General features: G+C 65.3%; 21 protein-coding genes. 14 read left to right on the top strand and 7 right to left on the bottom strand.

Annotation, left to right across the window (positions count from 1 at the left end):
• Positions 1-76: 76 nt before the first annotated feature.
• Positions 77-370 (bottom strand): hypothetical protein, encoded by a 294-nt coding sequence (locus ACNFIC_RS11010; RefSeq protein ID WP_138221235.1) that lies wholly within the window; start codon positions 368-370, stop codon positions 77-79.
• A gap of 59 nt (positions 371-429) precedes the next feature.
• On the opposite strand from ACNFIC_RS11010, the gene pbpC reads away from it, so the two are divergent.
• The 4 genes from pbpC to ACNFIC_RS10990 all read left to right on the top strand — a co-directional run bounded on the left by pbpC (position 430) and on the right by ACNFIC_RS10990 (position 6971).
• The gene (pbpC, locus tag ACNFIC_RS11005) at positions 430-2778 is read left to right on the top strand and encodes a peptidoglycan glycosyltransferase PbpC (protein WP_416780999.1); all 2349 of its coding nucleotides are present in this window, start codon (positions 430-432) and stop codon (positions 2776-2778) included.
• A 240-nt stretch (positions 2779-3018) separates the two neighbouring features.
• Positions 3019-4488: a collagen-like triple helix repeat-containing protein gene (locus ACNFIC_RS11000; protein WP_416780998.1), complete on the top strand. Its 1470-nt coding sequence runs from the start codon at positions 3019-3021 to the stop codon at positions 4486-4488.
• A 90-nt stretch (positions 4489-4578) separates the two neighbouring features.
• Positions 4579-6246, top strand: coding sequence for a ShlB/FhaC/HecB family hemolysin secretion/activation protein (locus ACNFIC_RS10995; RefSeq protein ID WP_138221238.1), 1668 nt, complete (start codon positions 4579-4581; stop codon positions 6244-6246).
• An 86-nt stretch (positions 6247-6332) separates the two neighbouring features.
• Complete coding sequence (locus ACNFIC_RS10990) at positions 6333-6971, top strand: hypothetical protein (RefSeq protein ID WP_138221239.1); 639 nt, start codon at positions 6333-6335, stop codon at positions 6969-6971.
• A gap of 12 nt (positions 6972-6983) precedes the next feature.
• Here ACNFIC_RS10990 and ACNFIC_RS10985 read toward each other — a convergent pair whose 3' ends face one another.
• The 3 genes from ACNFIC_RS10985 to ACNFIC_RS10975 all read right to left on the bottom strand — a co-directional run bounded on the left by ACNFIC_RS10985 (position 6984) and on the right by ACNFIC_RS10975 (position 8346).
• Positions 6984-7631, bottom strand: coding sequence for an RES family NAD+ phosphorylase (locus tag ACNFIC_RS10985; RefSeq protein WP_416780997.1), 648 nt, complete (start codon positions 7629-7631; stop codon positions 6984-6986).
• Positions 7632-7738: 107 nt separating this feature from the next.
• Complete coding sequence (locus tag ACNFIC_RS10980) at positions 7739-8140, bottom strand: response regulator (protein WP_138221241.1); 402 nt, start codon at positions 8138-8140, stop codon at positions 7739-7741.
• A 23-nt stretch (positions 8141-8163) separates the two neighbouring features.
• A complete protein-coding gene (locus ACNFIC_RS10975) occupies positions 8164-8346 on the bottom strand; it encodes a Flp family type IVb pilin (RefSeq protein ID WP_138221242.1) in 183 nt (60 codons plus the stop codon).
• Between the two features lie 281 nt (positions 8347-8627).
• Between ACNFIC_RS10975 and cpaB the strand changes: the two genes are divergently transcribed.
• From cpaB to ACNFIC_RS10935, 8 genes are read left to right on the top strand one after another with little or no spacing between them, the layout of a single operon-like run.
• Positions 8628-9575 carry a Flp pilus assembly protein CpaB gene (cpaB, locus tag ACNFIC_RS10970; protein WP_416780996.1) on the top strand — a complete coding sequence of 316 codons (948 nt, stop codon included), beginning with the start codon at positions 8628-8630 and terminating at the stop codon, positions 9573-9575.
• A gap of 18 nt (positions 9576-9593) precedes the next feature.
• The gene (locus tag ACNFIC_RS10965) at positions 9594-10820 is read left to right on the top strand and encodes a type II and III secretion system protein family protein (protein WP_138221244.1); all 1227 of its coding nucleotides are present in this window, start codon (positions 9594-9596) and stop codon (positions 10818-10820) included.
• Positions 10817-12007, top strand: coding sequence for a pilus assembly protein (locus ACNFIC_RS10960; protein WP_138221245.1), 1191 nt, complete (start codon positions 10817-10819; stop codon positions 12005-12007). Before ACNFIC_RS10965 ends, ACNFIC_RS10960 begins: the two co-directional genes overlap by 4 nt.
• Complete coding sequence (locus tag ACNFIC_RS10955) at positions 12004-13260, top strand: CpaF family protein (RefSeq protein WP_138221246.1); 1257 nt, start codon at positions 12004-12006, stop codon at positions 13258-13260. The genes ACNFIC_RS10960 and ACNFIC_RS10955 overlap by 4 nt, the downstream gene beginning before the upstream one ends.
• Complete coding sequence (locus ACNFIC_RS10950; protein WP_138221247.1) at positions 13257-14138, top strand: type II secretion system F family protein; 882 nt, start codon at positions 13257-13259, stop codon at positions 14136-14138. The genes ACNFIC_RS10955 and ACNFIC_RS10950 overlap by 4 nt, the downstream gene beginning before the upstream one ends.
• A 2-nt stretch (positions 14139-14140) precedes the next feature.
• A complete protein-coding gene (locus ACNFIC_RS10945; RefSeq protein WP_416780995.1) occupies positions 14141-15028 on the top strand; it encodes a type II secretion system F family protein in 888 nt (295 codons plus the stop codon).
• An 11-nt stretch (positions 15029-15039) separates the two neighbouring features.
• A complete protein-coding gene (locus ACNFIC_RS10940) occupies positions 15040-15738 on the top strand; it encodes a tetratricopeptide repeat protein (RefSeq protein ID WP_416780994.1) in 699 nt (232 codons plus the stop codon).
• 13 nt (positions 15739-15751) lie between these two features.
• Entirely contained in the window at positions 15752-16012 is a 261-nt protein-coding gene (locus ACNFIC_RS10935) for a DUF3613 domain-containing protein (RefSeq protein ID WP_138221250.1), read from the top strand.
• A 93-nt stretch (positions 16013-16105) separates the two neighbouring features.
• Here the strand turns inward: ACNFIC_RS10935 and ACNFIC_RS10930 are convergent, their stop codons facing one another.
• Positions 16106-16882: a response regulator transcription factor gene (locus ACNFIC_RS10930; RefSeq protein WP_138221251.1), complete on the bottom strand. Its 777-nt coding sequence runs from the start codon at positions 16880-16882 to the stop codon at positions 16106-16108.
• A 118-nt stretch (positions 16883-17000) separates the two neighbouring features.
• Positions 17001-17471: an A24 family peptidase gene (locus ACNFIC_RS10925; protein WP_138221252.1), complete on the bottom strand. Its 471-nt coding sequence runs from the start codon at positions 17469-17471 to the stop codon at positions 17001-17003.
• 75 nt (positions 17472-17546) lie between these two features.
• Here ACNFIC_RS10925 and ACNFIC_RS10920 point away from each other — a divergent pair, with 75 nt between their 5' ends.
• The gene (locus tag ACNFIC_RS10920) at positions 17547-17990 is read left to right on the top strand and encodes a TadE/TadG family type IV pilus assembly protein (RefSeq protein WP_138221253.1); all 444 of its coding nucleotides are present in this window, start codon (positions 17547-17549) and stop codon (positions 17988-17990) included.
• Complete coding sequence (locus ACNFIC_RS10915; protein WP_416780993.1) at positions 17987-20611, top strand: ATP-binding protein; 2625 nt, start codon at positions 17987-17989, stop codon at positions 20609-20611. Before ACNFIC_RS10920 ends, ACNFIC_RS10915 begins: the two co-directional genes overlap by 4 nt.
• Here ACNFIC_RS10915 and ACNFIC_RS10910 read toward each other — a convergent pair.
• Positions 20596-22548 carry a pilus assembly protein TadG-related protein gene (locus ACNFIC_RS10910; RefSeq protein ID WP_416780992.1) on the bottom strand — a complete coding sequence of 651 codons (1953 nt, stop codon included), beginning with the start codon at positions 22546-22548 and terminating at the stop codon, positions 20596-20598. The two genes, ACNFIC_RS10915 and ACNFIC_RS10910, sit on opposite strands and share 16 nt — an antisense overlap.
• Between the last annotated feature and the right edge of the window lie 122 nt (positions 22549-22670).

The following is a 22670-nucleotide window of genomic DNA, read 5'->3' as shown; positions in this document are numbered from 1 at the left end:
CACAAGCTGCGAGCTGCAAGCTACAAGAAGAAGCGCCGGCGCCCTTCAGCTTGTAGCTTGTAGCTTGTAGCTGCTTTCAGTGCACCACCCAGCTCAGCACCCACAACCCTAACAACGCCCAGATGATCCCGAGCACGATCGATGCGCGCATGAACGCCCGCACGGCCGAGTACAGCAGCATCAGGCCAACGATGAGCGCGAGGATGCTGACCAGCGAAGTGTCCATCCCCAAGGTACGGGCCAGGCCGTCGATAAAATTACCACCGGCATTGGCCAGCAGGTTGAACAACCCGCTCAGGGCATCGACGATAAAGCGGATCACCGCCCCCAGTGCCTGGCCCAGCCATTCGAAAAAACCTTCTACATGCATAATCGCTTCCTGATGAACGCTCAAAGCCTTTGGCCGCTACCCGGCCCGGTCGGTTCCCGATGCCAAGCTTAGCCCGCCCGCGCCTGAAAAGAATGCTGCGCAGGCTGGCTGTCGGCGGGCTGTTGTTGCTGATGCTGCTGTGGCTGGCCGACCGGCTCTGGCCGCTGCCGATGCCAGGCGACGATCTGGCGCGGGTGGTGTTGGCCGAGGACGGTACGCCGCTGTGGCGTTTCGCCGATGCCGACGGTGTGTGGCGCTATCCAGTGAGCCCTGAGGAGGTCTCGCCGCTGTACCTGGAGGCGCTGCTGGCCTACGAAGACCGCTGGTTCTATCAGCATCCCGGGGTCAACCCTATGGCCCTGGCTCGGGCGGCCTGGCTGAACCTGCGCGGCGGGCGGGTGGTGTCGGGGGGGAGCACGTTGTCGATGCAGGTGGCGCGCCTGCTCGACCCGCATGACCGCACCTTGGCGGGCAAGCTGCGTCAGTTGTGGCGTACCGCGCAACTGGAGTGGCACCTGTCCAAGCGCGAGATCCTGGAGGTCTACCTGAACCGTGCGCCATTTGGTGGCACCTTGCAGGGGGTGGCGGCGGCCAGTTGGGCGTACCTGGGCAAGTCCCCGAAACACCTCACCCCTGCCGAGGCTGCCTTGCTTGCGGTGTTGCCCCAGGCCCCGAGCCGATTGCGCCCGGACCGTCACCCAGAGCGCGCCCAGCGAGCCCGCGACAAGGTGCTGCAACGCCTGGCCGAATACCAGGTATGGCCGGACCTGCGCATCGCCGAGGCCCGCGAAGAGCCCCTGCTGCTGGCGCCGCGACAAGAACCCGCGTTGGCGCCACTGCTGGCGCGCAGGCTCAACACCCGCGACAGTCCGCCGCTGATCCGCACCACCCTGGATGCCGCGTTGCAGCGCCGCCTGGAAGACCTGCTGCTGGGCTGGCGCGCGCGTTTGCCTGAGCGCACGTCGGCGGCGCTGCTGGTGGTTGAAACCCAGAACATGGCCGTGCGCGCCTACCTCGGCTCCATCGACCTGGGGGATGCGCGACGCTTCGGCCATGTGGACATGATTCATGCCCTGCGCTCGCCTGGTTCGACTCTCAAGCCATTCCTCTACGCCATGGCCATGGACGATAGCCTGATCCACTCCGAGTCGCTGTTGCAGGATGTGCCCCGGCGCTACGGCGATTACCGCCCAGGCAACTTCTCGATGGGCTTCAGTGGCCCGGTGTCGGCCAGCGCCGCCCTGGCGCTGTCGCTCAATCTGCCAGCGGTGCAGTTGCTCGAAGCCTACGGCCCCAAGCGCTTCGCCGCACAGATGCGTATGGGCGGCGTGCCCTTGGTGCTGCCACCGTTGGCCGAGCCGAACCTGTCGTTGATTCTCGGCGGGGCCGGCAGCCGTCTGGAGGATCTGGTCGGTGGCTATGCGGCTCTTGCCCGTGAGGGGCGCAGTGCACGGATTCGCTTGCAGCCTCAGGACCCGTTGGTCGAGCAGCGCCTGCTGTCGCCGGGTTCGGCGTGGATCACCCGGCGCATCCTCAGCGGCCTGGCGCGCCCGGACCGTGATCGGAATGCCGAGCTGGTGCAGCGGCCTGCGCTGGCCTGGAAAACCGGCACCAGCTATGGCTTTCGTGATGCCTGGTCGGTGGGTGTCGGGCCGCGTTACCTGATTGGTGTGTGGATCGGTCGCCCCGACGGCACGCCGGTTCCGGGACAGTTCGGTCTGGCCTCGGCGGCGCCACTGATGTTGCAGGTGCACGATCTGCTCAGCAATCGCGATGCCCAGCGCGGTATCCAGGTGCCGGTTGAGACGGTGCCGGCCTCGGTGGGTGTCGCGGCGATCTGCTGGCCGCTGGGCCAGCAGATGAATCGGCAAGATCCGAACTGCCGCCGGCAGCGCTTCGCCTGGACCTTGGACGGCACCACGCCGCCCACCTTGCAGGCGGCCGATCAGCCACTGGGGCTGGGGCTGCGCGATGTGGTGTGGGTCAACGCCCAAGGGTTGCGCGTCGATTCCACCTGCCCCGGTGCGATGAAGCATGAGGTTGCTTTGTGGCCCGCACCGCTGGAGCCTTGGTTACCCAAGGCCGAACGCCGTGCTGCGCGGCTGCCTGCGCCCGACCCAAGCTGTCCGCCGCAGGGCGCGGGCAGCGCGCCGCCGCTGTCGATTGTTGGCGTGCGTCCGGGCGACAGCCTGCGCCGTCCGGCAACCAGCAGCGAGGCGTTGCAACTAAGGGTGTCGGCGCTGGGGGGCAATGGTCGGCGCTGGTGGTTCCTCAATGGTGCACCGCTCGGTGAGACCCAAGGCCAGGAAAGCCTGGCGGTGCGCTTCGAACAGGCCGGGCGCATCGAACTCAGCGCCCTGGACGAAAGTGGCGAGACAGCCCGTGTGGAGTTCCAGGTGACACCGTGAGCATGCTGCGGTGACTAGTCGCTTGGGGTTACACCTTAGGTGATGCGCTGCCTCGCAGGTTACGCAACTGATTAAAAAATCGAGTGTTTGCCAGCGCCAATGACGCCCTGCCAATAGGGTTAGTCGCAAGTTGTGAGCTATTCGTTTCGAACCCTGAGGACTTCACTGCTGACTGTAGGGGTAAGCCTGCGCGAACTGAAGCGCGGCGACTCAACAACAATGAGCGGCAGGAGTCTTCCCATGAATAATCAAGCGTGGATGAAGGCGGCCACGGCGCTGACCATGGTCATGGCGCTGGGCCTTGCGGGATGCAGTAGCGGCGGTGGCGGGCACCACAGCGCGGTGAGTGGTTCGTCTGGGAACGCAGGCGGAGGTGGCGGCACCGATGGCGGTGGTGACAATGGCGGCGGCGGCGGCGGCGGCGGCGGCGGCGGCGGCGGCGGCGGCGGCGGCGTCGGTGGTGGAGGTGGCAGTGGCAGCGTAGGTGACGGCTTGGTGGTGGCGCAGGTGGTCGGTCAAGCGGGCACCACGGTGGCTGGCCTGGGCGACGGCGTCAGTGCGCTTGGCCAAGCAATCGGTTCGTTGCCCGTGGCCGGCAGCACGGTGTTGACCGGCGGGGTCGGGGCGCTGGTGTCCTCCACCGGCACGGCGCTGAACAGCGTCGGCAACGGGTTGAGCGACGGCCTGGGACAACTGGGCTCTGGGGGCAATGCACTGGGTACTACCGTGGGTGGGGTCGGTGCTGCGACGGCAGACTTGGGTACCGGTGTTTCAGGGCTGGGGCAGGGCTTGCAGGCGCTCGCGACTGGTTCTGCGCTCGAGCAGGTCCCGGTGGTCAATCAGGTGGTGGCCCGGGCAGGGCAGGGCGTGAATCAGGTGGGCCAAGTGGTGACCATGCTCGGCGACACGCTCACGCCCATCGGCACGAGTGGCCCTCTGGCCGGCGCTACCCAAGGCGTCAGCGACACACTGGTGCCGGTGGTATCGCTGGTCGAGAACACCACGGCGAACGTTACGCGCCAAACGGGCCTTGCCGGTCCTTTGAACCAGACCCTCAACGGTGTCGGCAATGCGCTTGATCAGGCAGGCCAGCAGGTAGCCGGCGCGGGCAACGGCAACCCGCTGACCGACACGACCGGGCAGTTGGTCAGCAACCTTGGCACGCTGGTTGGTGTCTCGGCAGGCCTATCGCCGACAACCGGCAGTGCCCGTACCGGGCTGCTGGAAACCGTTGGTGGCGTGGTCGCTGGCGCAGGTGCCGGGTTGACCGCAGGCACCAGCAATACTGCCGTGGGCAGTTTGGGCGGTAGCACGGCCCAGGTGGGCAACAGCGTGGCCAGCCTCGGCACGGTGCTGGGCGGCAATGGCGTGACCAACACCAGCGCCGGTGCGCCAGTGGCCGCCCTTACCCAGCAGGTCGGCGGCGGGCTTAACCCTGTGGTCGGCGGCGTCGCCAGCCTGACCCAGCAAGTCGGTGCCAGCACCGGCGTTGGTGCGCCCGTGGCCGGGCTGCTCAACCAGGCGGGTGGCGCTGTGAGCAATGTCGGCACGCAACTGGGCAGTGCCACAGGCAACCCGTTGGTGAGCCAGCTCGGCAGCACGGCCGGGGCCTTGGGCGGCAGCGTTGGCCAGGCTGGCACATTGGTCAATGGCAGTACCTCCGGTACTGGCCTGGGTGGGGTACTGGGCGGTTTGGGTGGTAGCCGTTAGTGGCCGATCAGCGGCTCAGCACCTACGCTTGCAGCAGCGCCAGGGGCGTCGCACGGCGCCCCTGGCTTGACCGGATCATGGAGTGTCCGCATGCGCCTACTGGCCGCGACGTTACTGCTGTGCGGGGTCGGCCTGACCCACGCCGAGCCCCTGCCCAGTTTTCTCAACAGTAACGAGACCGAACGCCGCCTGCCCACGCCGAACTTGCCGGTGGATGCCTATCGACCTGCCGTGGCGACGCCGCAACTCCCAGTGCCTGGGACTGCGCAGCAGCAACCGTTGCTGATGAGCACTCGGGTACAGGTGCGCAAAGTGCGTTTCGAAGGCGGTACGGTCTATCCGCTGAGCGAGTTGCGCGACCACTATCAAGCAGTGATCGGGCGCGAGTCGAGCTTGGCCGAACTGATCGACCTCACCCGGCGCCTGACCCAGCGCTATCAGGACGATGGCTACCTGTTGTCCTACGCCTACCTGCCACCACAGGATTTTGCCGACGGGCGCCTGCGAGTGGTGCTGGTCGAGGGCTACGTGCGCGATTACCAGGTGCAGGGCGAGATCGGCCCGGCCCTGGGTTATGTCGAACGCTTGCTGGACAAGCTCAAGGCCGAGCGCCCGCTGACGCGGCAGACCTTCGAGCGTTACACCACCTTGGTCAGCCGCATCCCCGGCATCACGTTCCGCGCCGAGGTGCCGCCGCCTACCACCACCGATGGCGCCACGCGGCTGATGGCCGTGGCCACCCGCAAACCCTTCACCACCAGCCTCAACCTCAACGATGGCAGCCGCGATGACCTACAGGCGTTGCTGGGGGCCAGCAGCAACGCGCAGACTCGTTACGGCGAGCAGCTCAGCGGCTATGTGCTGGTGCCTCCGGGGGATGACAAGGAGCACTACTATCGCCTCGACTACAGCCAATTCATAGATGACGAAGGCTCGCGCCTGCAACTCTCGGCAGCGCGCTATCGCAGTGACCCGCAGGCGCGCCTGCGCCTGAACAATGGCGTTGACCTGACCCAGCACCGCGAGAACGAGCGTTACTCGATTGGCCTGAGCCAGGCATTGATCGCCTCGCCCAACGAGTCGCTGGAGGTGATCGGACGCTTCTACGCAGTCAATGACCGAACTGACTATCGGGTCGTGGGCGCTCCTGTGCAGTTCGACAGCCAGACCGATATTCGGGCGCTGTCTTTCGAAGGCGACTGGCGCAAGGCCGAGGCCCGGCGCCTACGCATCCTCAGTGCCGGGGTATATCAGGGGCTGGACCACTTCGGCGCACGCAGCAACGCCGACCTGGACCTGGATTTTTTGCGCCTGCGCTTGGCCGGCGTGCAAAGCGACAACTTCAGCGAACGCTGGCAGGGTGTCGCCTCGGCGGCCGCCTACTGGAGCAACGACAGCCTGCCTGACAGCGAGCGAGCAGTGTTCGGCGGGCAGAGCTTCGGTCGTGGCTACCCCAGCGACCAGGCCTCGGGCGACAAGGGCTGGGGGCTGGCCTACGAAGTCAACTACAGCTTCCAGCGCGACGGGACCTGGGTGAAGGTGCTGCAACCCTATGGGGTTGTCGATGCGGCCCGGGCCTGGTTCAACCAGCTCGACGTGCAAAAGGTACGGATGTCGTCCGCCGCACTTGGCCTGCGGTTTGGTGACATGCACTACTACAACATTGCCGTCGAAGTGGCCAAGCCGATGTCCGACATGGCCCTGGACAGTTTCAACCGGCGGCCACGGCTGACCCTGAGCTTCAGTTATCAACTCTAAGACAAGTTGACAGGTTGACAGGTTGACGCGATGGGGGCGGCGCTATAGGCTCTTCACATCGACGTCACCTTCGATTAGGCCTAGCCATGAAAATCGCCGAAGCCCCTACCGCCTATCTTTCCAAGTCCGCCTCCGATAAGGCCAAGGCCGCGTTGCTGGAGGGCTTCGAGCAATTTCTTGATCAGCTCTCGCAGCCTCAGCTGGCGGCCTTGGCCGAACGCGGCGCCGGGCGTGATTACTTCGATGCGCTACAGGCCAGCTTGCCGCGTCCTGGCCAGCAGCCGACCAGCCCGAAGGTGCGCAACCAGCTCGCCTATGCCAAGGGCAAGGCGCTGGCGTTCGAGCAGATCCGCGACGGCTACGAGCTGCTCGATTCGAAAACCGCCTGCGCCATTCTCGGTATCACCCGCCAAGCGCTCAATAAGCGCGTGTTGCAAGGGCAGGTGCTGGCCTACAGCGAGGGCGCGCGCAAGCATTATCCGGCGTTTCAGTTCGCCGCTAATGCAGTGCAGGCGGAGGTCGCCGAGTTGGTCCGGGCGCTCGGCATCGACCCCAGGAACGCAGCGCAGGTGAACCTGCTGCTGGGTTTTTTGCTGCAAGACATGGACTACGCCAACCCAGGCCAGCCCGCCCACGTTCGGCCGCGTTATCGCTTGCTGGACGAGCCTGGCGCGTTCGCCATCATCGTGCGCGACTTCACCAACCGCCTGAACATGGGGCGCTGATCGGCGCGGCACTCACTCCACCGGCACCTGCATGCGCCAGAGCGCCTCGCCGACCGTTTCGTCGGTGCTCAGCAGCAGTTCTTCCAGCGGCAAGCGCCACACGGCGGCCAGTTGCACGCCACGACCTTCGAACAGCACCAGGTTACAGCCGTCCAGGCTGCCACTGATGGGGTAGACCTGCGAGGGGTAGAGAATCCCATCTACCTGTGCGGCGTGGCGCATGACCACGTCGCTCAGCACCTGGGTGTAGCGATAGCCCTCGCTGCCCTGGCCCTTGGACGCCACGATGCTTTTCAGGCGCTTGCCGGCATTGCGTGCCAAGACGCCGGCATCGACCACCCGTATCTCGCGTACCGCCTCCATTTGATGTAGCGCCAATGCCGCGATTTCGCTGCGCAGCACTGGGCTGGCGAAACCGGCGCGGCCGTGTTGCAGGGTTTCGGCCACGGCGACGATGTCGCTCAGGGCCACATAGCACACGCCGATACTGTGCTGCGGATCGCCATAGCGTGTATCGGAGTGGCGGTTGTAGTAGAGGGGGCTGTCGAAGCTTGCGTGCTGCACCCGATAGAGGCGGGTGGCCTGGCCGATGCTGCGCGTCGGCAGACCGTGGGTGGCGATGGCAGCTTCGATCGACTGGCGCAAAGCGTGGGCAGGCATTAGCGGTGCAGGTCCTCGATGGGCGTCCGGGCACAGGGCTGGCCATTGTTGCAGGACCGCATCGGGCTTGTCGCGCTTATCAAGGTTTCAGGACGTGCCAGGCCGGCTCATCTCACCTGCTGCTGCAGCGCTTTGGGGAACAGGTTGTCCAGGGTTTCCAGTAAGCGTGCGTGGTAGATCGGCTTGCGGAACAGGTCGAGCACTTGCAGGCGCAACAGGTCGCTGACATCGTCCATGTCAGCGTGGCCGGACATCACGATCACCGGCAGGTGCTGGCGTGCGGTGTGGTCGCGTAGGCGCTGGATCAGGCTCAGGCCACTTTCCTCGGGCATACGCAGGTCGGTGATGACCAGTGCTGTGTCGGGGTGGCGGGTCAGCTGTTTCAACGCCTGCGACACCGAACTGGCAGTAAAGCAGCAGAAACCCTGGTGCTCCAGCAACTCGGCCAATTCCTCGAGCGCCTCTTGCTCATCGTCCACCAGCAGAATCTGTTCACGCAGCATCGGCATGGGGGCCCCCGAAGCTCAGCGGATCACTGGGTAATGGCGTTCTTGATGGTGTTCATGATGTTTTCCACCTCGCCCGAGATCGGCGTGACGAAACCGGCCAATACCACCGCGACCATGGCCGCGATGACCGCGTACTCGATGCCGGAGGCACCGTCCTTGCGTTGAATGAAGGTTTTGCAATGCAGGAGGATCTGTTGCAGCAGCATGGCATTGCTCCTTGCGCGGCGAGGCGCCGGTAGTTGGCGTCGGAATGACACCCCTTTGCCATCATCATTGCCCTGCTTGGCCAACCTGCAAGTGTATGAAGGCATTATTCCAAAAGTAGGGGGCCGCAACAGACTTTGTAAGTTTCTGTTTTATGGAAGTGTCAATTTCATGGCTCGAAAAACGCTTGGTGGGTAATGGCGGATTGGAACGGTTCGGCTACCTTGCAATAGCGAAATAGTTACTTTATGCCAGTAGCGAGCCGAGCACAGGGAGGGCGCAAATGAGCAGTCGCTTGACCATGATGCTTGCGGGCCTGTTCTTGTTCGCCGCCCTGCTGGCCGGTTATTGGGGCTTGCGCCTGAGTCGTCCGCCAGCGGCTGCGCCGACAGCGGTGCCCGTCGTCGCTGCGAGCAGCGCTGAGCCGACGATTGCGCCGGCACCCGCCGCGCCGCCTGAGCCGGCGCGCTCACCCATCGTGGTGCTGCGCAAGACGTTGCCAGCCAACACCCCGATCAGCGCTGACGACGTCCTCATCGAGCGCTTGCAGGTCGTACCTGAGGGCGCCTTCGAGCAGGTCGAGCAGGTACTGGGGCGCAGCAGCACGCGCACCTTGGCCGCAGGAACCTGGCTTGACGCGTCGAGCTTTACCAGCGGCGGCCCCCTGGCGCGCATGATTCGCGCCAATGAGCGAGCGGTGGCGGTGGCGGTGGACGATGTGGTTGGCGCAGGCGGTCAGTTGCGTCCTGGCGACTATGTGGACGTGCTGCTGTTTCTGCGTGAGGAGAACAACAATCCGCAGTCGTCCGCCCAGGTGGTATTGCCGGCTTTGCGGGTGCTCAGCGTCGACTTGCAGACCGGCCTTGCCAACGATGGCCGTCCGGCCCAGAGCGCCGAAGACCTCAAGGCCAGCCGCGACCTGCGTGCCAGCAGCGGCAGCGCGATACGTAACGTGGGGCTGGCTGTGCCCCAGGCCCTGGCCAGTCGGCTGATGCTGGCGGCGCAGGTCGGCACCTTGCGCCTGGCGGTGCGTAGCGCCGATGAGCAACTGCTGGCGCGCTACTGGGCTGGCGAGCAGAGCGAGGCCCAGGTGGGCGCCGCCAAGCGCGAACTGTACCGCTTCAGCCAGTTGTCCCAGGTGCCCCTGGCTAACCCGGCTGCGGTCGCTGGCGCCCCAGCCATGCAGATCATTCGCGGTGCCCAGGCGGGCCCGGCGAACCCCACGCCCTGAACCGGCAAGGATGCACGTATGCGTAGTACTTTGCGCCGCTTCACGCCGCTCTCGACACTGCTGTGCCTGGCCTTGGCGCCTGATGCCCAGGCGGCCACGCAACGCTGCGCCGGGTTCGACCAACTGCCGTCGGTGATCGAGATCGACCAAGGCCTGCAACAGGAGCTGCGGCTACCGGTGGCCATCACGCGGGCGGCGGTCGGTGAACCGAAGGTCGCCGATGTTCAGCCCAGTGGCGAGCGGGCGGTGTTGCTGACGGCCGTGGGGCAGGGCAGCACCAGCCTGATGTTGTGGAGCGCCTGTAGCGCGGCGCCGCACCGGGCCATGTTGTTCGTCAAGGGCCGGGCCAGCGCCGACATGGCCGAAGCCATGCCACTGGCGGGCGCTCAGGCCGAGCTGCCGACCCAGGTCCAGGCCGATATCCGCTTCGTCGAAGTGCGCCGCAGCCAATACAAGGAAGCCGGTGCGCGGCTGTTCTTCAAGGGCTCCAACAGCCTGATCGGCTCGCCCGGAACGGTGCCTGGGGCCACCGCACGGCCTAACGTGACACCTGGGGTCGCGCTGAATGACGAGGTGTTCAATATCGTCCTTGGCGGCAATAACGGACGCTTCCTGGCGATGATCAACGCGTTGGAGAACAGCGGTTTCGCCTACACCCTCGCGCGCCCCAGCCTGACCGTGCTCAGTGGCCTGACCGCCAGTTTCCTGGCCGGCGGCGAGGTGCCGATCCCGGTGCCGAGCAGTGGCAGCGACAACGTGTCGATCGAGTACAAGGAGTTCGGCGTGCGTCTGGCGTTGACCCCCACAGTCGTCAGTCGTGACCGCATCACCCTCAAGGTGGCGCCGGAGGTCAGTGAGCTGGACTTCAGCAACGCCGTGACCATCGCCGGTACCCGAGTGCCAGCGCTGAGCGTACGGCGCACCGACACCAGCATCTCGCTGGCCGATGGCGAAAGTTTCATCATCAGCGGGCTGATCAGCAGCAACGTGCGTTCGAACGTGGACAAGCTGCCAGGGCTGGGCAATTTGCCGATCATTGGCGCGCTGTTCCGCCAGTCGACCCTCAACCGCGAGGAGACCGAGCTGCTGATGATCGTCACCCCGCACCTGGTTCAGCCGCTGGCAGCCAATGCCCGGCTGCCAGCGTTGCCGGGCGAGGCACTGCGTACCTACGACCCCAGCTGGGGGCAACTGTTCTTTATGGAAAACGGCCACTTTGAAAGCCGTGACGGGTTGTCCCAATGAACGAACAGCACAACCACACCTACCTGGCCCTGACCCGCAACGAGGACGACCTGCTCTGGCTACAGGGTGCCCTGGCGCCGTTGGGGCAGGTGATCGGTGCCAGCGGTGGCAGCCTCGACGAGTTGCTGGCGTTGGTCGATGTGACCTTCAGCAACCTGGTGTTCATCGGCCTGGATCGCGAGCAACTGGTGGCCCAATGCGCGCTGATCGAAGGCATGCTGGAGGCCAAGCCGATGCTGGCCGTCGTGGCCCTGGGCGATGGCATGGACAATCAGCTGGTGCTCCACGCCATGCGCGCGGGGGCGCGGGATTTTGTCGCCTACGGCTCGCGCGCCAGCGAAGTGGCTGGACTGGTGCGACGCCTGGGCAAGCGCTTGCCGACGGTGACCAACAACCCGAGTCTGGGTGGCCTTACCGTGGTGTTCGGCGCCCAGCGCAGCGCTGACGGCGCGCTGCTCACCACGCACCTGGCGCGGGTGGTGCAGGAGAGCGGCCAGCAAACCCTGCTGCTGGACATGGGCCTGCCACGCGGCGACAGCCTGGCGCTGTTGGGGCTGGAGGCCTCGTTTCATTTCGGCGATGCGCTGCGCCATTTGCGCAGACTCGATACCACCCTGATCGACAGCGCCTTCGCACGCGACAAGGGCGGGCTGCGCATCCTCGCCTACGCCAGTGACGACGAGCCCCTGAGGAAAACCAGCCCGGCCGAGCTGTACATGCTGCTCAGTGCCTTACGCCAGCACTTCCAGCATATCGTGGTCAATCTCACCGGGCAGATGGACAGCGAGGCTGTACGCACCATCACCAGCCATTGCGACAAGCTGATCGTTTACACCGACCAGAACATCCTGGATTGCCGGCGTAACCTGGAAGTGCTCGAACAATGGCGTGACCGTGGCATCAAGCTCGATCATGCAAGCCTGTTGGTCGATCGTTTCATGCGCAACGTGGCCCCGGATGCCGAGGCCTTGGCCAAGCGCTATGGTTTGCCGCTGCTGCGCATCATGCCCTACAGCCCCGAGCTGCGCCTGAACGCCAAGAACCAGGGCCTGAGCCTGTTCGAACTGGCCCCACGCGAAGCGCTCACCCAAGCGCTACGCAGCCTTGGCGAGCGCCTGGCGCGGCGTTCGGAAAACCTCGCCACGCCCAGCTACACCTGGCTGCGCCGACTGTGGGGGAGCCGATGAGCCAGGACCAGCCATTTGGCGGCACGCGTCATGCGGGCAATGATCCGCAGGTGCTCAAGCGGGCTTTGCACCGGCACGTGATCGATGCGATCGAGGACAGTGGCCGTAACCTGCTCGAAGGGGCGCGCCCGGCTTTGGCGCAGTTCGTGTTGGAGCAGGTGGGCGACTACGTGGCGCGTCTGCGCCTGGCCCTGTCGCGCTATGAAATGGAGCGCCTTGGCGAGGAAATCGTCGACGAACTGACCGGCTATGGGCCGTTGGAGGTGCTGCTGCGCGATGCGAGCGTGACCGAAATTCTGGTCAACGGCCCGTATCGGGTGTTCGTCGAGCGCGCCGGGTTGTTGCAGCGCACCGACCTGCGCTTCATCGACGCTCACCACGTAGAGCGGGTCATGCAGCGCATTCTGGCGCCGTTGGGGCGGCGCCTAGACGAGTCCTCGCCGATGGTCGATGCGCGCATGCCTGACGGCAGCCGGGTCAATGCGATCATCCCGCCGGTGGCACTCGATGGGCCGTGCCTGTCGATCCGCAAGTTCCGCCAGGACATGCTCAAGAGCGCCGACCTGCTGGCGACTCGGGCCATCGACCAAGCCATCTTCGACTTCCTCGAACGTGCCGTGGGGCGGCGCTGCAACATCCTGGTCAGCGGCGGCACCGGCACCGGCAAGACCACCTTGCTGAACATCCTCAGCCAGATGATCGCGGCTCAGGAGCGTCTGGTGACTATCGAGGACGTGGCTGAGTTGCAGTTGAACCATCCGCATGTGGTGCGCCTGGAGACCCGTCCGCCGAATGCCGAGGGTCACGGCGAGATCAAGGCCAGCGAACTGATCCGCAATGCCCTGCGCATGCGCCCGGACCGGATCATCCTGGGCGAAATCCGAGGCGCCGAGGTGGTCGATGTGCTGACCGCGATGAACACCGGCCACGATGGTTCGATGAGCACAGTGCACGCCAACAGCGCCCAGGATGCCCTGTTGCGCCTGGAGACGCTGGTTGGCCTGACTGGCCGGCAAGTCGCTGAAAAGACCTTGCGGCAGATGATCTGCGCGGCGCTGGATGTGGTGATTCAACTGACTCGCCTGGCTGACGGTCGGCGCTGTGTCAGTGAAATCCTCGAAGTGGTCGGGGTGCGTGACGATGTCTACGTGACCCATGTGCTGTTTCGCCTCGACCGCCACGGCGGCGACGGCTTCCTGCGCGAGGCACCGCAGCCGGTCGGGGATAAGCTGCGCCATGAGGGCCTGCGCTGATGGGGCCGTTGCTGCTGGCACTGTCGCCACTGCTGTTGGGGGTGGCGCTGCTGTTGCTGCGCCTGGCCCGGCAAAAACGCGGCGAGGAGCGCATCCTGGAGCGCTTGGGACGGGCCTACCAGGTGGTGCGCTCGCGTGCGGTGCAGCACGACTGGCTCGACCCGCTTTTGCAGCGCGCGGGCTTGGCACAGGGCGCGTTCAGCTTGCGCACCTGGTTGCTCGCCTGGCTCGCGACGGTGGTGCTGACGGGATTGTTGGCGGGCACCGGGGCGGCGGTGCTGGCGCTGCTCGGATTGCCGTTACTGGGGTATTTCGCTCTGCGCTGGCAGTGCCAGCGTCGGTTGCGCCAGATCATCGAGCAATTGCCTGGCCTGCTGGACTATAGCGTGCGCAGCCTCAAGGCCGGGCGTACCCTGAACGACGCGGTGCTTGGCGCGATCGAGGCCACTCGCGAGCCGTTGCGCTCGACCCTGCAGCGCGTGCAGCGCAACGTGCAACTCGGCGTGCCGTTGCACGATGCCGTCAATGAGTGGGCTGAACTGTACCGTGCGGACGAGTTGCGCCTGCTGGCGCTGGGCCTGCGTATCAATCAGCGACATGGCGGCAACGCCAGCGAACTGATGGAGAGCTTGATCAAGTTGATCCGCGAGCGTGAGCAGGGCGGGCGTCAGCTGCGCGCGATGACCGGTGAAACGCGGATTACCGCGTGGATACTGGGGGCCTTGCCCTTGGGGATGGTGGGCTATTTCCTGATGGCCAATCCAGGTTACCTGCTGGCCATGTGGCAAGACCCCAGCGGGCAGCGCATGCTGCTGCTGGCTTTCGCTTTGCAGGCCATGGGTTGCCTGGTGCTGTGGCGCATGATGAGGAGCCTGTGAGCATGGCCTGGTTGGTGTGCGCCTTGTGTCTGCTTGCCGGGTTCGCCCTGTTGGCCTGGCAGAGCGCCCGGCAGTGGCGCGCCCAGCAACGCGTGGCGCGGCGCCTGCAAGGGCAGCTGGGGCGCGAAGAGCGCCTGGGCGACTGGTTGCTGTGGCTGGGCAACAGCGCGCTGGGCCAGCGCCTGCAACGGCTCGATGGCGAGACCCAAGCGCTGCTCGATCGCGTTGGCTGGCGACTTACCCGCCAGCGTGCGTTGTTCGCGGCGCTGCAACTGGGCTTGCCGCTGCTGGCCGGTGGGGCGGCGTGGCTGATGGCTCACGGCCTGTCGGGGGCGCGCGGCAGCAGTTGGGGCGTCTTGGTGCTGTGTGCACTGGGCGCCGGTTATCTGCTGCCCAAGCGCCTGCTAGCGGCGGCTGCGGCGCGGCGCCAGCGCCAGATTGCCCGTGAAGTGAGCATGTTGATCCCGTTGCTGCGCATCCTGTTCGAGACCGGGCTTGCGGTGGAGCAGGCGTTGCGGGTGTTGGCCCACGAGGGGCGCACGCTGTTGCCGCAGGTCAGCAGCGAACTACGCCTGGTGCTGCAACGGGTGGATTCGGGGTTGGCCTTGGGGCCGGCGTTGGATAAGGCTGCGCGCCTGCTGGCAGTGGAGGAGTTCACTGACACCTGTGTGATCCTCCAGCAACTGTTGACCCAGGGCAGTGGTTCGATGAAGTCGTTGCAGGCACTCAAAGCGCTGCTCGATGACCGGCGCCTGACCGGGTTGCAGGAGCGTGTGTCGAAGATGTCGGCAAAAATGTCGGCGGTGATGATGCTGTTCCTGTTCCCGGCCTTGCTCATCGTTCTGGCCGGGCCTGGGTTTTCCGCGCTGGCGCGGGCTTTGGGATCCTGAAGGAGGGCACGATGCGAGCGATCATGGTACTCACTGGCCTGCTGCTGAGCGGCTGCGCCGGTCAACAGTCCACCGTTCTGGGGGGAATGTTCGGTGGCGACAGCTGCGCCAAGCCGGATGCGAACCAGCAGATGAGCTTGGACATGGCTGACCAGCTGATTGCCGAGGGGCGCCCCCATGCGGGGCTGGCGCACCTTGAGCAACTGCCCGATGGCCTCGATCAGGTGCGCCTGCGAAAGGCCAAGGTGCTGCGCCTGCTCGGGCGCAGTCAGGCCGAGCCGCTGTACCGCAGCCTGCTGGGTGGTTGCCTGGCGGCTGAAGGCGAGCATGGCCTGGGGCAACTGGCATCGGCACGGGGCGATGAGGTACAGGCGCTGAGCCACCTGCAACGCGCCGTGCGTCTGGCACCCACCAACGAGAAGGTGCGCAATGACCTGGGCGTGGTGCAGATGAACCTGGGGCACGCCGAACAGGCGCGGTTCGAGTTTCTCACGGCCATCGAACTCAAGGACGACAACCCGCTGCCGGCGATCAACCTGGTGGCTTTGGCGCTGGTCCAGGACAACTGGGCCCAGGCCGAGGATCTGGTCAAGCGCCTGCACCTGGCACCAGCGCAGTTCGCCCAGGCTCAGGCCCGTGCGCAGCAGCTCAAGGCCGGCGGACGTGGCCCGCTGGCCGCCGCCACGCAGGCCACGGCGGTAGTCAACTGATCGGGAGGTGAACATGCTCAAGTACGCGACGTTACTGGCCTGTCTGGCCTTGCCTGCGCTCGCGATGGCCGAAGACGCCACCCACCCGGTACGCCCCGAGCGCGAGACGCAGACTTGGCTGACGCTCCAGGCCAGCAATCGCGAAGCATCGAAGGTGCCGCAGGTACAGACTGAAAAGGAGCGTGACCAGGCGATGCAGCGTTGGTTGGACAGCTACAAGTACGCGATTCCCGATTTCTACCGTTGGAGCAAGATCAACTCATCGAACAACTGAGTGGGGCCGTTGTGCAAGCCACCCAGCGCCGCGCCCAATACACACGCAGAATCTGGCGCTGAGGCCGATGCCGTGGCTCGGGGGGCGGCGTGTTTAGTGGGTGGTGAAGCGCTGATGTATCGGCGAGGCGCCTGGCGACAACGCCAGCGCCAGCTGCGTGCGGTTATGCATGTGGGTCAGGCGCAGTACCTGTGAGACGTAAAGCTTGACCGTGTTTTCGGTGATGCCCAGCTCACAGGCGATCTGATAATTGGTCTTGCCCTTGCTCACCAGCTTGGCCACCTCCAATTGACGTGGCGACAGTTTTTCGAACGCAGCCGGCAGCTCTGGATCACTCTCGTCATGGTCGCCTGCACGGCGGTGCACGCCTTGGCCGCGGGCTTTTTCGAGGTCTTGGTAGAGTTCCTCGATCGAGTCGGCAAGCTCCTGCAAGCGCTGGTTGAGGCTACCCAGCTCGCGGAAGTTACGTCGCCGCTCGAGCAAAGCCTGTTCCTGGCGGCGCAGCCCTTCGAGCAGTTCGTCCAAGTCCATGGGCTTCTGGTAATAGTCGGCAAAGCCTTCGCGCAGGGCTCGGATCACGTCCTGTTTGTCGGCGCGTCCGGTGAGCATGATGGCTTCGAACATTCGCTGGTTGCCGGCGATCTGCTTGAGCGCCCGCACCAGCTCGATACCATCGCGCTCGGGCATATGCAGGTCGCACAGCACCAGGCCAATTGCGTCGTCGCCTCGGTAGCGCTCGATCGCCTGCTCGCTGGAGTTGGCCGGGACACAGCGATACCCCTGGCTTTCGAGAAACTCGCATAACTCCTCGACGATCAAAGGTTGATCATCGACTACCAGCACTTTTACCTCACTGACCGGCTTGTTCACATTCAACTCCCTGTTGTATCGGCCCTGCTCCCGGACCAGTCTCTCTGGCAGCAAGAAAGCTAGTCGCGCTTTACGGTTCTGTCATGGCAGGTTGCCTGCATTCTGCTGTACGGTAGTTTTATTGGATCCAGACGGCAGTCAGCAGAAAGCCTGCCAAGACGTAGGGGGCGAATGGCTGTTTGTCACCCACCTCTTCGGCAAGCTTTTGCAGGCGTTTTTTCAGCTTGGGATTGAGCAGCGTCCACAGGCGGCGGCGGCCCAGCAGCCACGCCACAACGGTGATGCCGGCGCCGATGAAGGTGCCTAGCACGTACTGCGGGCTGGTGGACAGGGCCAGTGCGCCCATCAGCTTGACGTCACCGGCCCCGAAGCGACCGAGCATGTAGCCGGGCAGGGTGAGCAGCATGACGATGGCCAAGGCCCAGCCAGCATCGCTGGCATCGGCCCCGATCCAGCTATGACCGGTGGCGAACAGCCAGACCAGCGCGCAGGACGCTACACCCAGGGTGAGGGCGTTGGAGATCTGCCGTTCACGGACATCTTGTTCGGTGCACAAGGCAAGCCACATCAGGAGAACAATGCTTTGCATTGGCTAATCGCCATCCCTATTCGTTGAACGGTTCTATGCTCTCAGACAAGTCTTACTGTCAGGGTAGACGCGAACATGCAGGCAAGCCCAGTTCGGAAGCAAAAAGGCGCGGCAGCCATCGAGTTTGTCGCGGTATTCATGGTGTTTTTCGCGGTGTTCTATGGACTGGTCAGCTACGCCTTGCCGATGTTGATGCTGCAAGCGTTCAACCAGGCCAGCAGCGAGGCGGTGCGCCGCTGCGTGGCAGTTGACCCGACCAGTGCCACCTATGCCCAGGATGTGCAGGGCCTGGCGCGCCAGGTGATCGGCCAGCAACTGGCCTGGATGCCGAGCGCGCTGGGCTTCAGCGTGAGCAGCGATACCCGGGTGACGATAGGGGCCGACAAGCTGTTAACCGTGGCCATCGACTACCCTCGCGAGCGCCTTGAGCGCGTGGTGCCGGTGCTGGTGCTGCCGGTGATCGGCTCTGTGCCGAAACTGCCTGAACGCCTGCAAGCCCAAGCGAGCCTGCAACTGTGAGCGGCGGCCTTTTCGACCGCTGGCGCGCGGCCCCTGCGCCTATCGAGCCAGCCCAGCTGCCCGCGCCGGTCGGCCTGCAAGTGTGGCTCGACGATCAGGCCCGGGTGCTACGCCTGGGCGGCCCGCTGCGCACCTTGCTGGCCTTGCCCACGCAGCCGAGCGCGCGCGTGCACGATTATCTGCTACCGCACAGCTGGCTGGTGCTCGAAGGCGAGCCTGCCGACTGGCAGGGCCAGGCGCTGGACCTGGATTTTCAGACCGTGGTCGGGCATGCCTTGACCACCCGTGGCTGGTTGCAGCGCCAGGCCGAAGGGTGGCTGTTGCAATTGTTCGATGTCGGCGATCTGCTGCGCGAGCAACGCTGGGACCGCCAGCGACCGTTGTTCAGTGAAATCGGCCACGCCCTGCGTGAGTGCGGTGCCGAACGCCTGGAGCAGACCGCCTGCGAGCAGTTGCAACTATTGGCCGAGCACTGGCAGGCCCGAGCGTTGCGCCTGATGCTGCGTGATCCCGGTGGCTGGCGCCACTATGCCGACAGTGATCGACACTGGCCCTGGCCCGATGACAGCCGTTTGCAGGCTTGGTTGCAACGCCTACCGGCCGCCGTACCGCAACAAATCCGCGACGAACCCGAGTTACAGGCGCTGTGCGGTGGCGTTGCGCTGTATGTGGTGCCTTATCGCCAAGGCCGGGATGCCGAGGCCTGGTTGCTGTGCGCGGCGCCAGCCCAGGCGCCGCCGGCTGACATGGCCCTGGCCTTGGCGCGGACCTTGATCGAGCCGCTTCTGGCTCGCCACCGCCACCAGCAGTTACGGCGTCAGGCGGGGCAACTGGATGACCTCCAGCAACAATTGGGCGCTGGCTGGTGGGAGTGGCCGGAAGGGGCCGACTTGCAACTGGACCCGGCCGTCGCCGCGTCGTTCGAGCTGCCCCAGCAAATGAGCCAGGCGCAGTGGCTGGCGCAGGTGCATCCGGCTGACCGCGAGGCGGCGCAACTGGCTCTGGCGCAGGCCCATGAAGGCCAGGGGTTGAACATCGGCCTGCGCCTGGCGCACGCGTCGCCGCGCTGGCTGCATTGGGCCGGACAGCGCCAAGGCACTCGCCTGCGCGGTTTTCTGCTCGACATCAGCGCGCTCAAGCAGCAAGAGCAGCATGCCGCTGCGGCCCAGGCGCGACTGGAGAACCTGATCGCCAGTTCGCCTGCAGTGATCTATGTGCAGCGTTACGCCGAAGGCGCGCTGTATGGGGATTTTTTCAGCGCAAGCCTGGCGCCGTTGCTGGGTTGGAGCACCGACAGCGAGCAGGCGCGCCAGCCGGGTCTGGCGGTGCACCCGGACGACCGCTCGCTGTGGCTGGAGCGCACCCGCAGCCTGCTGCACGATGGCCACGTCCGCTGCCGTTACCGGTTGCGCGATGCCCGTGGCAGTTATCACTGGATGCTCGACGAGGCGCGCTTGTTGCGTGACGATCTGGGCCAGCCGCGCGAAGTGGTTGGCTTGTGGCTGGATGTCACGGAGGCGGCGGATGCGGCCGAACGTATGCGCCAGAGCGAGGAGCGTTATCGGGTGCTGGTGGAAGACTCCCCCGCGATGATCTGCCGCTATCGCCCTGACCTGACCCTGGTGTTCGCCAACCGGCCTTTGGCTGAGTACCTGCAATGCCCGGTGTCGCAACTGGTGGGCGCCGACCTTGGGCAATGGCTGTCAACCAGCCAGCGCGAGGCCTTCGTGCAACGCTTGCAGGGGCTGACCCCGGCGCAGCCGGTCAGCAGTGCGGAAATCTGCCTGCAATTACCCGGGCGTGAGCACGCCTGGTGGATCTGGGCTGACCGTGGCCTGTTCGATGAGCAAGGCCAGCTGCTGGAGATCCAGGCCGTGGGCCGCGACAACACCGAGGTGCGCCGCAGCCAGCAGCAATTGCTCCAGAGCGCCAAGATGGCCACCTTGGGCGAGTTGGCAACAGGCTTGGTGCACGAGATCAACCAGCCGCTCAATGTCATGCGCATGGCCGTGAGCAATGCCCTCACCCGACTGGACCAGGGCAGTGCCGACCCCGCGTGGCTGGTGCAGAAGCTACAGCGTATCGAGGCTCAGGTGGCCCGTGCCGAGCGCCTGGTCGAGCATATGCGGGTGTACGGTCGCCGCTCCATGCACGAGCGCCAGTGCTTTGCCGCCTGGGACGCGGTGGAGGGCGCTCGAGCGCTGCTGGAGGAAAACCTGCACGGTAAGGGCGTGAACCTGTACCTGGAGGTGCCGCCCGAGCAGGGGCTGGTGTTCGGCCACCCAGACCAACTGGAGCAGGTGCTGATCAACCTGTTGGTCAATGCCCGCGATGCGCTGCTCGAACAACGGCCTGCGCAGCCGTGGATCCGTGTGCGTCAGGCCCTGGATGGAGCGTGTGTGCGCCTGCTGGTGGACGACAACGCAGGCGGTATCGCCGCCGACCTGCACGCGCGTATCTTCGAGCCGTTCTTCACCACCAAACCGGCGGGTGTCGGCACGGGCCTGGGGTTGTCGGTGAGCCATGGCATCGTCAGTCAAATGGCCGGCTGCCTGAGCGTGGCCAATGGCGAGCAGGGCGCGTGTTTCTGCGTGGAGTTGCCGCTTCACAGCACCAGTTGAGCGTGGCCGCTGCTGCAACTGAGGTTGGCCCCAACCTGGCCGGTGGCCAAGTCGACCCCCAGCCCCTTGAGCAGGCTGTTGACCACAGGGTCGAGCAGCGGGCCGAGCAGGTTGCAGATCAGCGGGTCGATGAGCGCACGCACGCCATCGAGCAGGCCTGCGGTCACATTCATCACCAGGCCCAGGCCGTTGTTGGTGGTCGGGCGATAGGCCTCCAGGTGAATGCCGGCCAAAGTGTCGGCCAGGCTCGTGACGACTTGCGATTGGTCGGTATCCAGGTTCTGGTAGGCCGGTGCCAGGCCAATGTTGGGTGGGTTGTTGAACACCAGCGGTTTTTCCGCTGGGCTACTGGCCAGGACCTTGGTATTTACCCGCAGGCCGAGGCCGCCGCCCACGCCAGGCACGCGGGTGCCGCAGGAGGGCGGCAGGATCAGCAAGCGGCTGCACACATTGGTGCCGATATCGATCAGCCGCAGCGCCTGGACGGGCGTGCTGGCGCTACCGTCGGTGAGGAACTTGCTTGCATTGGCGCCGAAACTGCCGACCGAAATCGCTGCTGCCGAGCGCTGGGTGACGGTGGTCAGGGTCTTTGGCGAGCAGCTGTAGGCATCGGGCGGCATCGGGCGCAGGCGGCTGGTCGCCTCGGCGACTTCCAGGCCAATGTCGATGTGGGTCACCTCATCGAGCAATTTGATATCGCTGACCTTGCACGGCACGCCCAAGGCGCAGGTGAGCGACTGCACCGTGCCCATCAGGTTCAGGCCGAGCACGTTGTTGAGTACGTTGGTCAGTGGCGCTGCCAGGTCGAGCACGGCGTTGGTAAGCCCTGCGACGCCAGTGAGCCGTGGCAGGTCAAGGGAGATCAACGCACGTATCTGTGCGGTATGTACGCGAAGATCGTCGGTCCGTGGATCGCCCACCGCCGAGATCTGTTGGGGTTCGATTACTCGCAGTTGCACCTTGCCATTGGCCAGCCCCAGCAGGTTGATCGGCAGATCGACACTGGCGCCATGTTCCTTGGCCGCCAGCTGTATCACCCCTTGCACCAATTGCAGCAGTTGCAGGTTGGTATTCAGGCCCGATTGCACGGCGCCGGTTTGCACATCCAGCAGGTCGCCTAGTTGCAGGTTATCGATAGCGGGCAATTGCGCGCCGATCTTTGCCAGGTTGGTGAGCACGTCGGCCGTCGCACCGCCTCGCTGGAGCACCTTGGCGGCTGCCTGCAAAAGCTTGCCGGCACTGGTTTCGAAGGCCAGCGCTTGTCGGTAGTTGCCTGCACTCAGATTCAGGTCGAGCGCCAGTTGGTTGAGGTAATCGAGCAGGTTCAGTTGGGTATTGGCGATGCCTTGCCAGCCGAGCAGGTCCAGTTGCAGGTTGCCGCCCAGTGCATTGACCAAGCCGCTCTGCAGTGGGCCTTGGCTTGAGCTGACCGTTGCCAGGGTCGTGCGCAGGCTCAGCATCGCCTGCGGCGGCAGGGGCTTGGCCGCTACCGCACGGGCATGCAGGGTGGTCGTGCGGGCAAAGTTGCCCTCGACCAGGGTGAACAGGCCGCCGGCCACGCTGGTGGTGACGGTGTTGCTGACCTCGACGCGAATCGTTTCGGGGCGCGTGTTGTCGTTCACGAAGCTGCGCACGCTGCCGACGCCGGTTTGCAGGTAGCCGCAACTGGCGACCAGCGGGTTGCTGGCGGCGTGGCCATTGCGCGTGGCGGCGGTCCGCGCCAAGGCCGTGGCTTGCGGGCCGCTACCGGTGCAGACACCGCCATGCTCGGCGGTTTCCAGGGCCGCCATGTCAGCGATGCGTTGCAGCTTGCGTTGTTCGAGGTAGAGGCGGCCGCCGTCGACGGCCAGCAACATGAACAGCAGGGCCAGGCCCAGGGTCAGCGTAGCCATCAGGCCGATCGCGCCGTGTTGGCGCGCAGCGAAGCGGGGAACCACGGGGCACTCCTTTGCCGGCCTGAGGCCCGGCAGCGCGGCTGCTGTGCAAAGAGTGTAGCCAAGATGATGGCAGGGTGCCTGTGCGCGGGGCGCCTGAAAGCGGTGCGTGCTTTGTAGGAGAT

Source organism: Pseudomonas sp. NY15463, assembly GCF_048068415.1.
In the GTDB taxonomy this organism is placed as follows: Bacteria; Pseudomonadota; Gammaproteobacteria; order Pseudomonadales; family Pseudomonadaceae; genus Aquipseudomonas; species Aquipseudomonas mosselii_C.
The sequence above is the reverse complement of the archived record's forward strand: the minus strand, read 5'-3'. Positions and strand labels throughout refer to the sequence as shown.

Excerpts from the sequence above, each read along its gene's own strand:
- ACNFIC_RS11010 (WP_138221235.1), bottom strand. The coding sequence starts at position 370 with ATGCATGTAGAAGGTTTTTTCGAATGGCTGGGCCAGGCACTGGGGGCG.
- pbpC (WP_416780999.1), top strand. The coding sequence starts at position 430 with ATGCCAAGCTTAGCCCGCCCGCGCCTGAAAAGAATGCTGCGCAGGCTG.
- cpaB (WP_416780996.1), top strand. The coding sequence starts at position 8,628 with ATGAGCAGTCGCTTGACCATGATGCTTGCGGGCCTGTTCTTGTTCGCC.
- ACNFIC_RS10935 (WP_138221250.1), top strand. The coding sequence starts at position 15,752 with ATGCTCAAGTACGCGACGTTACTGGCCTGTCTGGCCTTGCCTGCGCTC.
- ACNFIC_RS10995 (WP_138221238.1), top strand. The coding sequence starts at position 4,579 with ATGCGCCTACTGGCCGCGACGTTACTGCTGTGCGGGGTCGGCCTGACC.
- ACNFIC_RS10945 (WP_416780995.1), top strand. The coding sequence starts at position 14,141 with ATGGCCTGGTTGGTGTGCGCCTTGTGTCTGCTTGCCGGGTTCGCCCTG.
- ACNFIC_RS10960 (WP_138221245.1), top strand. The coding sequence starts at position 10,817 with ATGAACGAACAGCACAACCACACCTACCTGGCCCTGACCCGCAACGAG.
- ACNFIC_RS10980 (WP_138221241.1), bottom strand. The coding sequence starts at position 8,140 with ATGCCGATGCTGCGTGAACAGATTCTGCTGGTGGACGATGAGCAAGAG.
- ACNFIC_RS10975 (WP_138221242.1), bottom strand. The coding sequence starts at position 8,346 with ATGCTGCTGCAACAGATCCTCCTGCATTGCAAAACCTTCATTCAACGC.
- ACNFIC_RS11000 (WP_416780998.1), top strand. The coding sequence starts at position 3,019 with ATGAATAATCAAGCGTGGATGAAGGCGGCCACGGCGCTGACCATGGTC.
- ACNFIC_RS10955 (WP_138221246.1), top strand. The coding sequence starts at position 12,004 with ATGAGCCAGGACCAGCCATTTGGCGGCACGCGTCATGCGGGCAATGAT.
- ACNFIC_RS10920 (WP_138221253.1), top strand. The coding sequence starts at position 17,547 with ATGCAGGCAAGCCCAGTTCGGAAGCAAAAAGGCGCGGCAGCCATCGAG.
- ACNFIC_RS10965 (WP_138221244.1), top strand. The coding sequence starts at position 9,594 with ATGCGTAGTACTTTGCGCCGCTTCACGCCGCTCTCGACACTGCTGTGC.
- ACNFIC_RS10990 (WP_138221239.1), top strand. The coding sequence starts at position 6,333 with ATGAAAATCGCCGAAGCCCCTACCGCCTATCTTTCCAAGTCCGCCTCC.
- ACNFIC_RS10940 (WP_416780994.1), top strand. The coding sequence starts at position 15,040 with ATGCGAGCGATCATGGTACTCACTGGCCTGCTGCTGAGCGGCTGCGCC.
- ACNFIC_RS10925 (WP_138221252.1), bottom strand. The coding sequence starts at position 17,471 with ATGCAAAGCATTGTTCTCCTGATGTGGCTTGCCTTGTGCACCGAACAA.
- ACNFIC_RS10985 (WP_416780997.1), bottom strand. The coding sequence starts at position 7,631 with ATGCCTGCCCACGCTTTGCGCCAGTCGATCGAAGCTGCCATCGCCACC.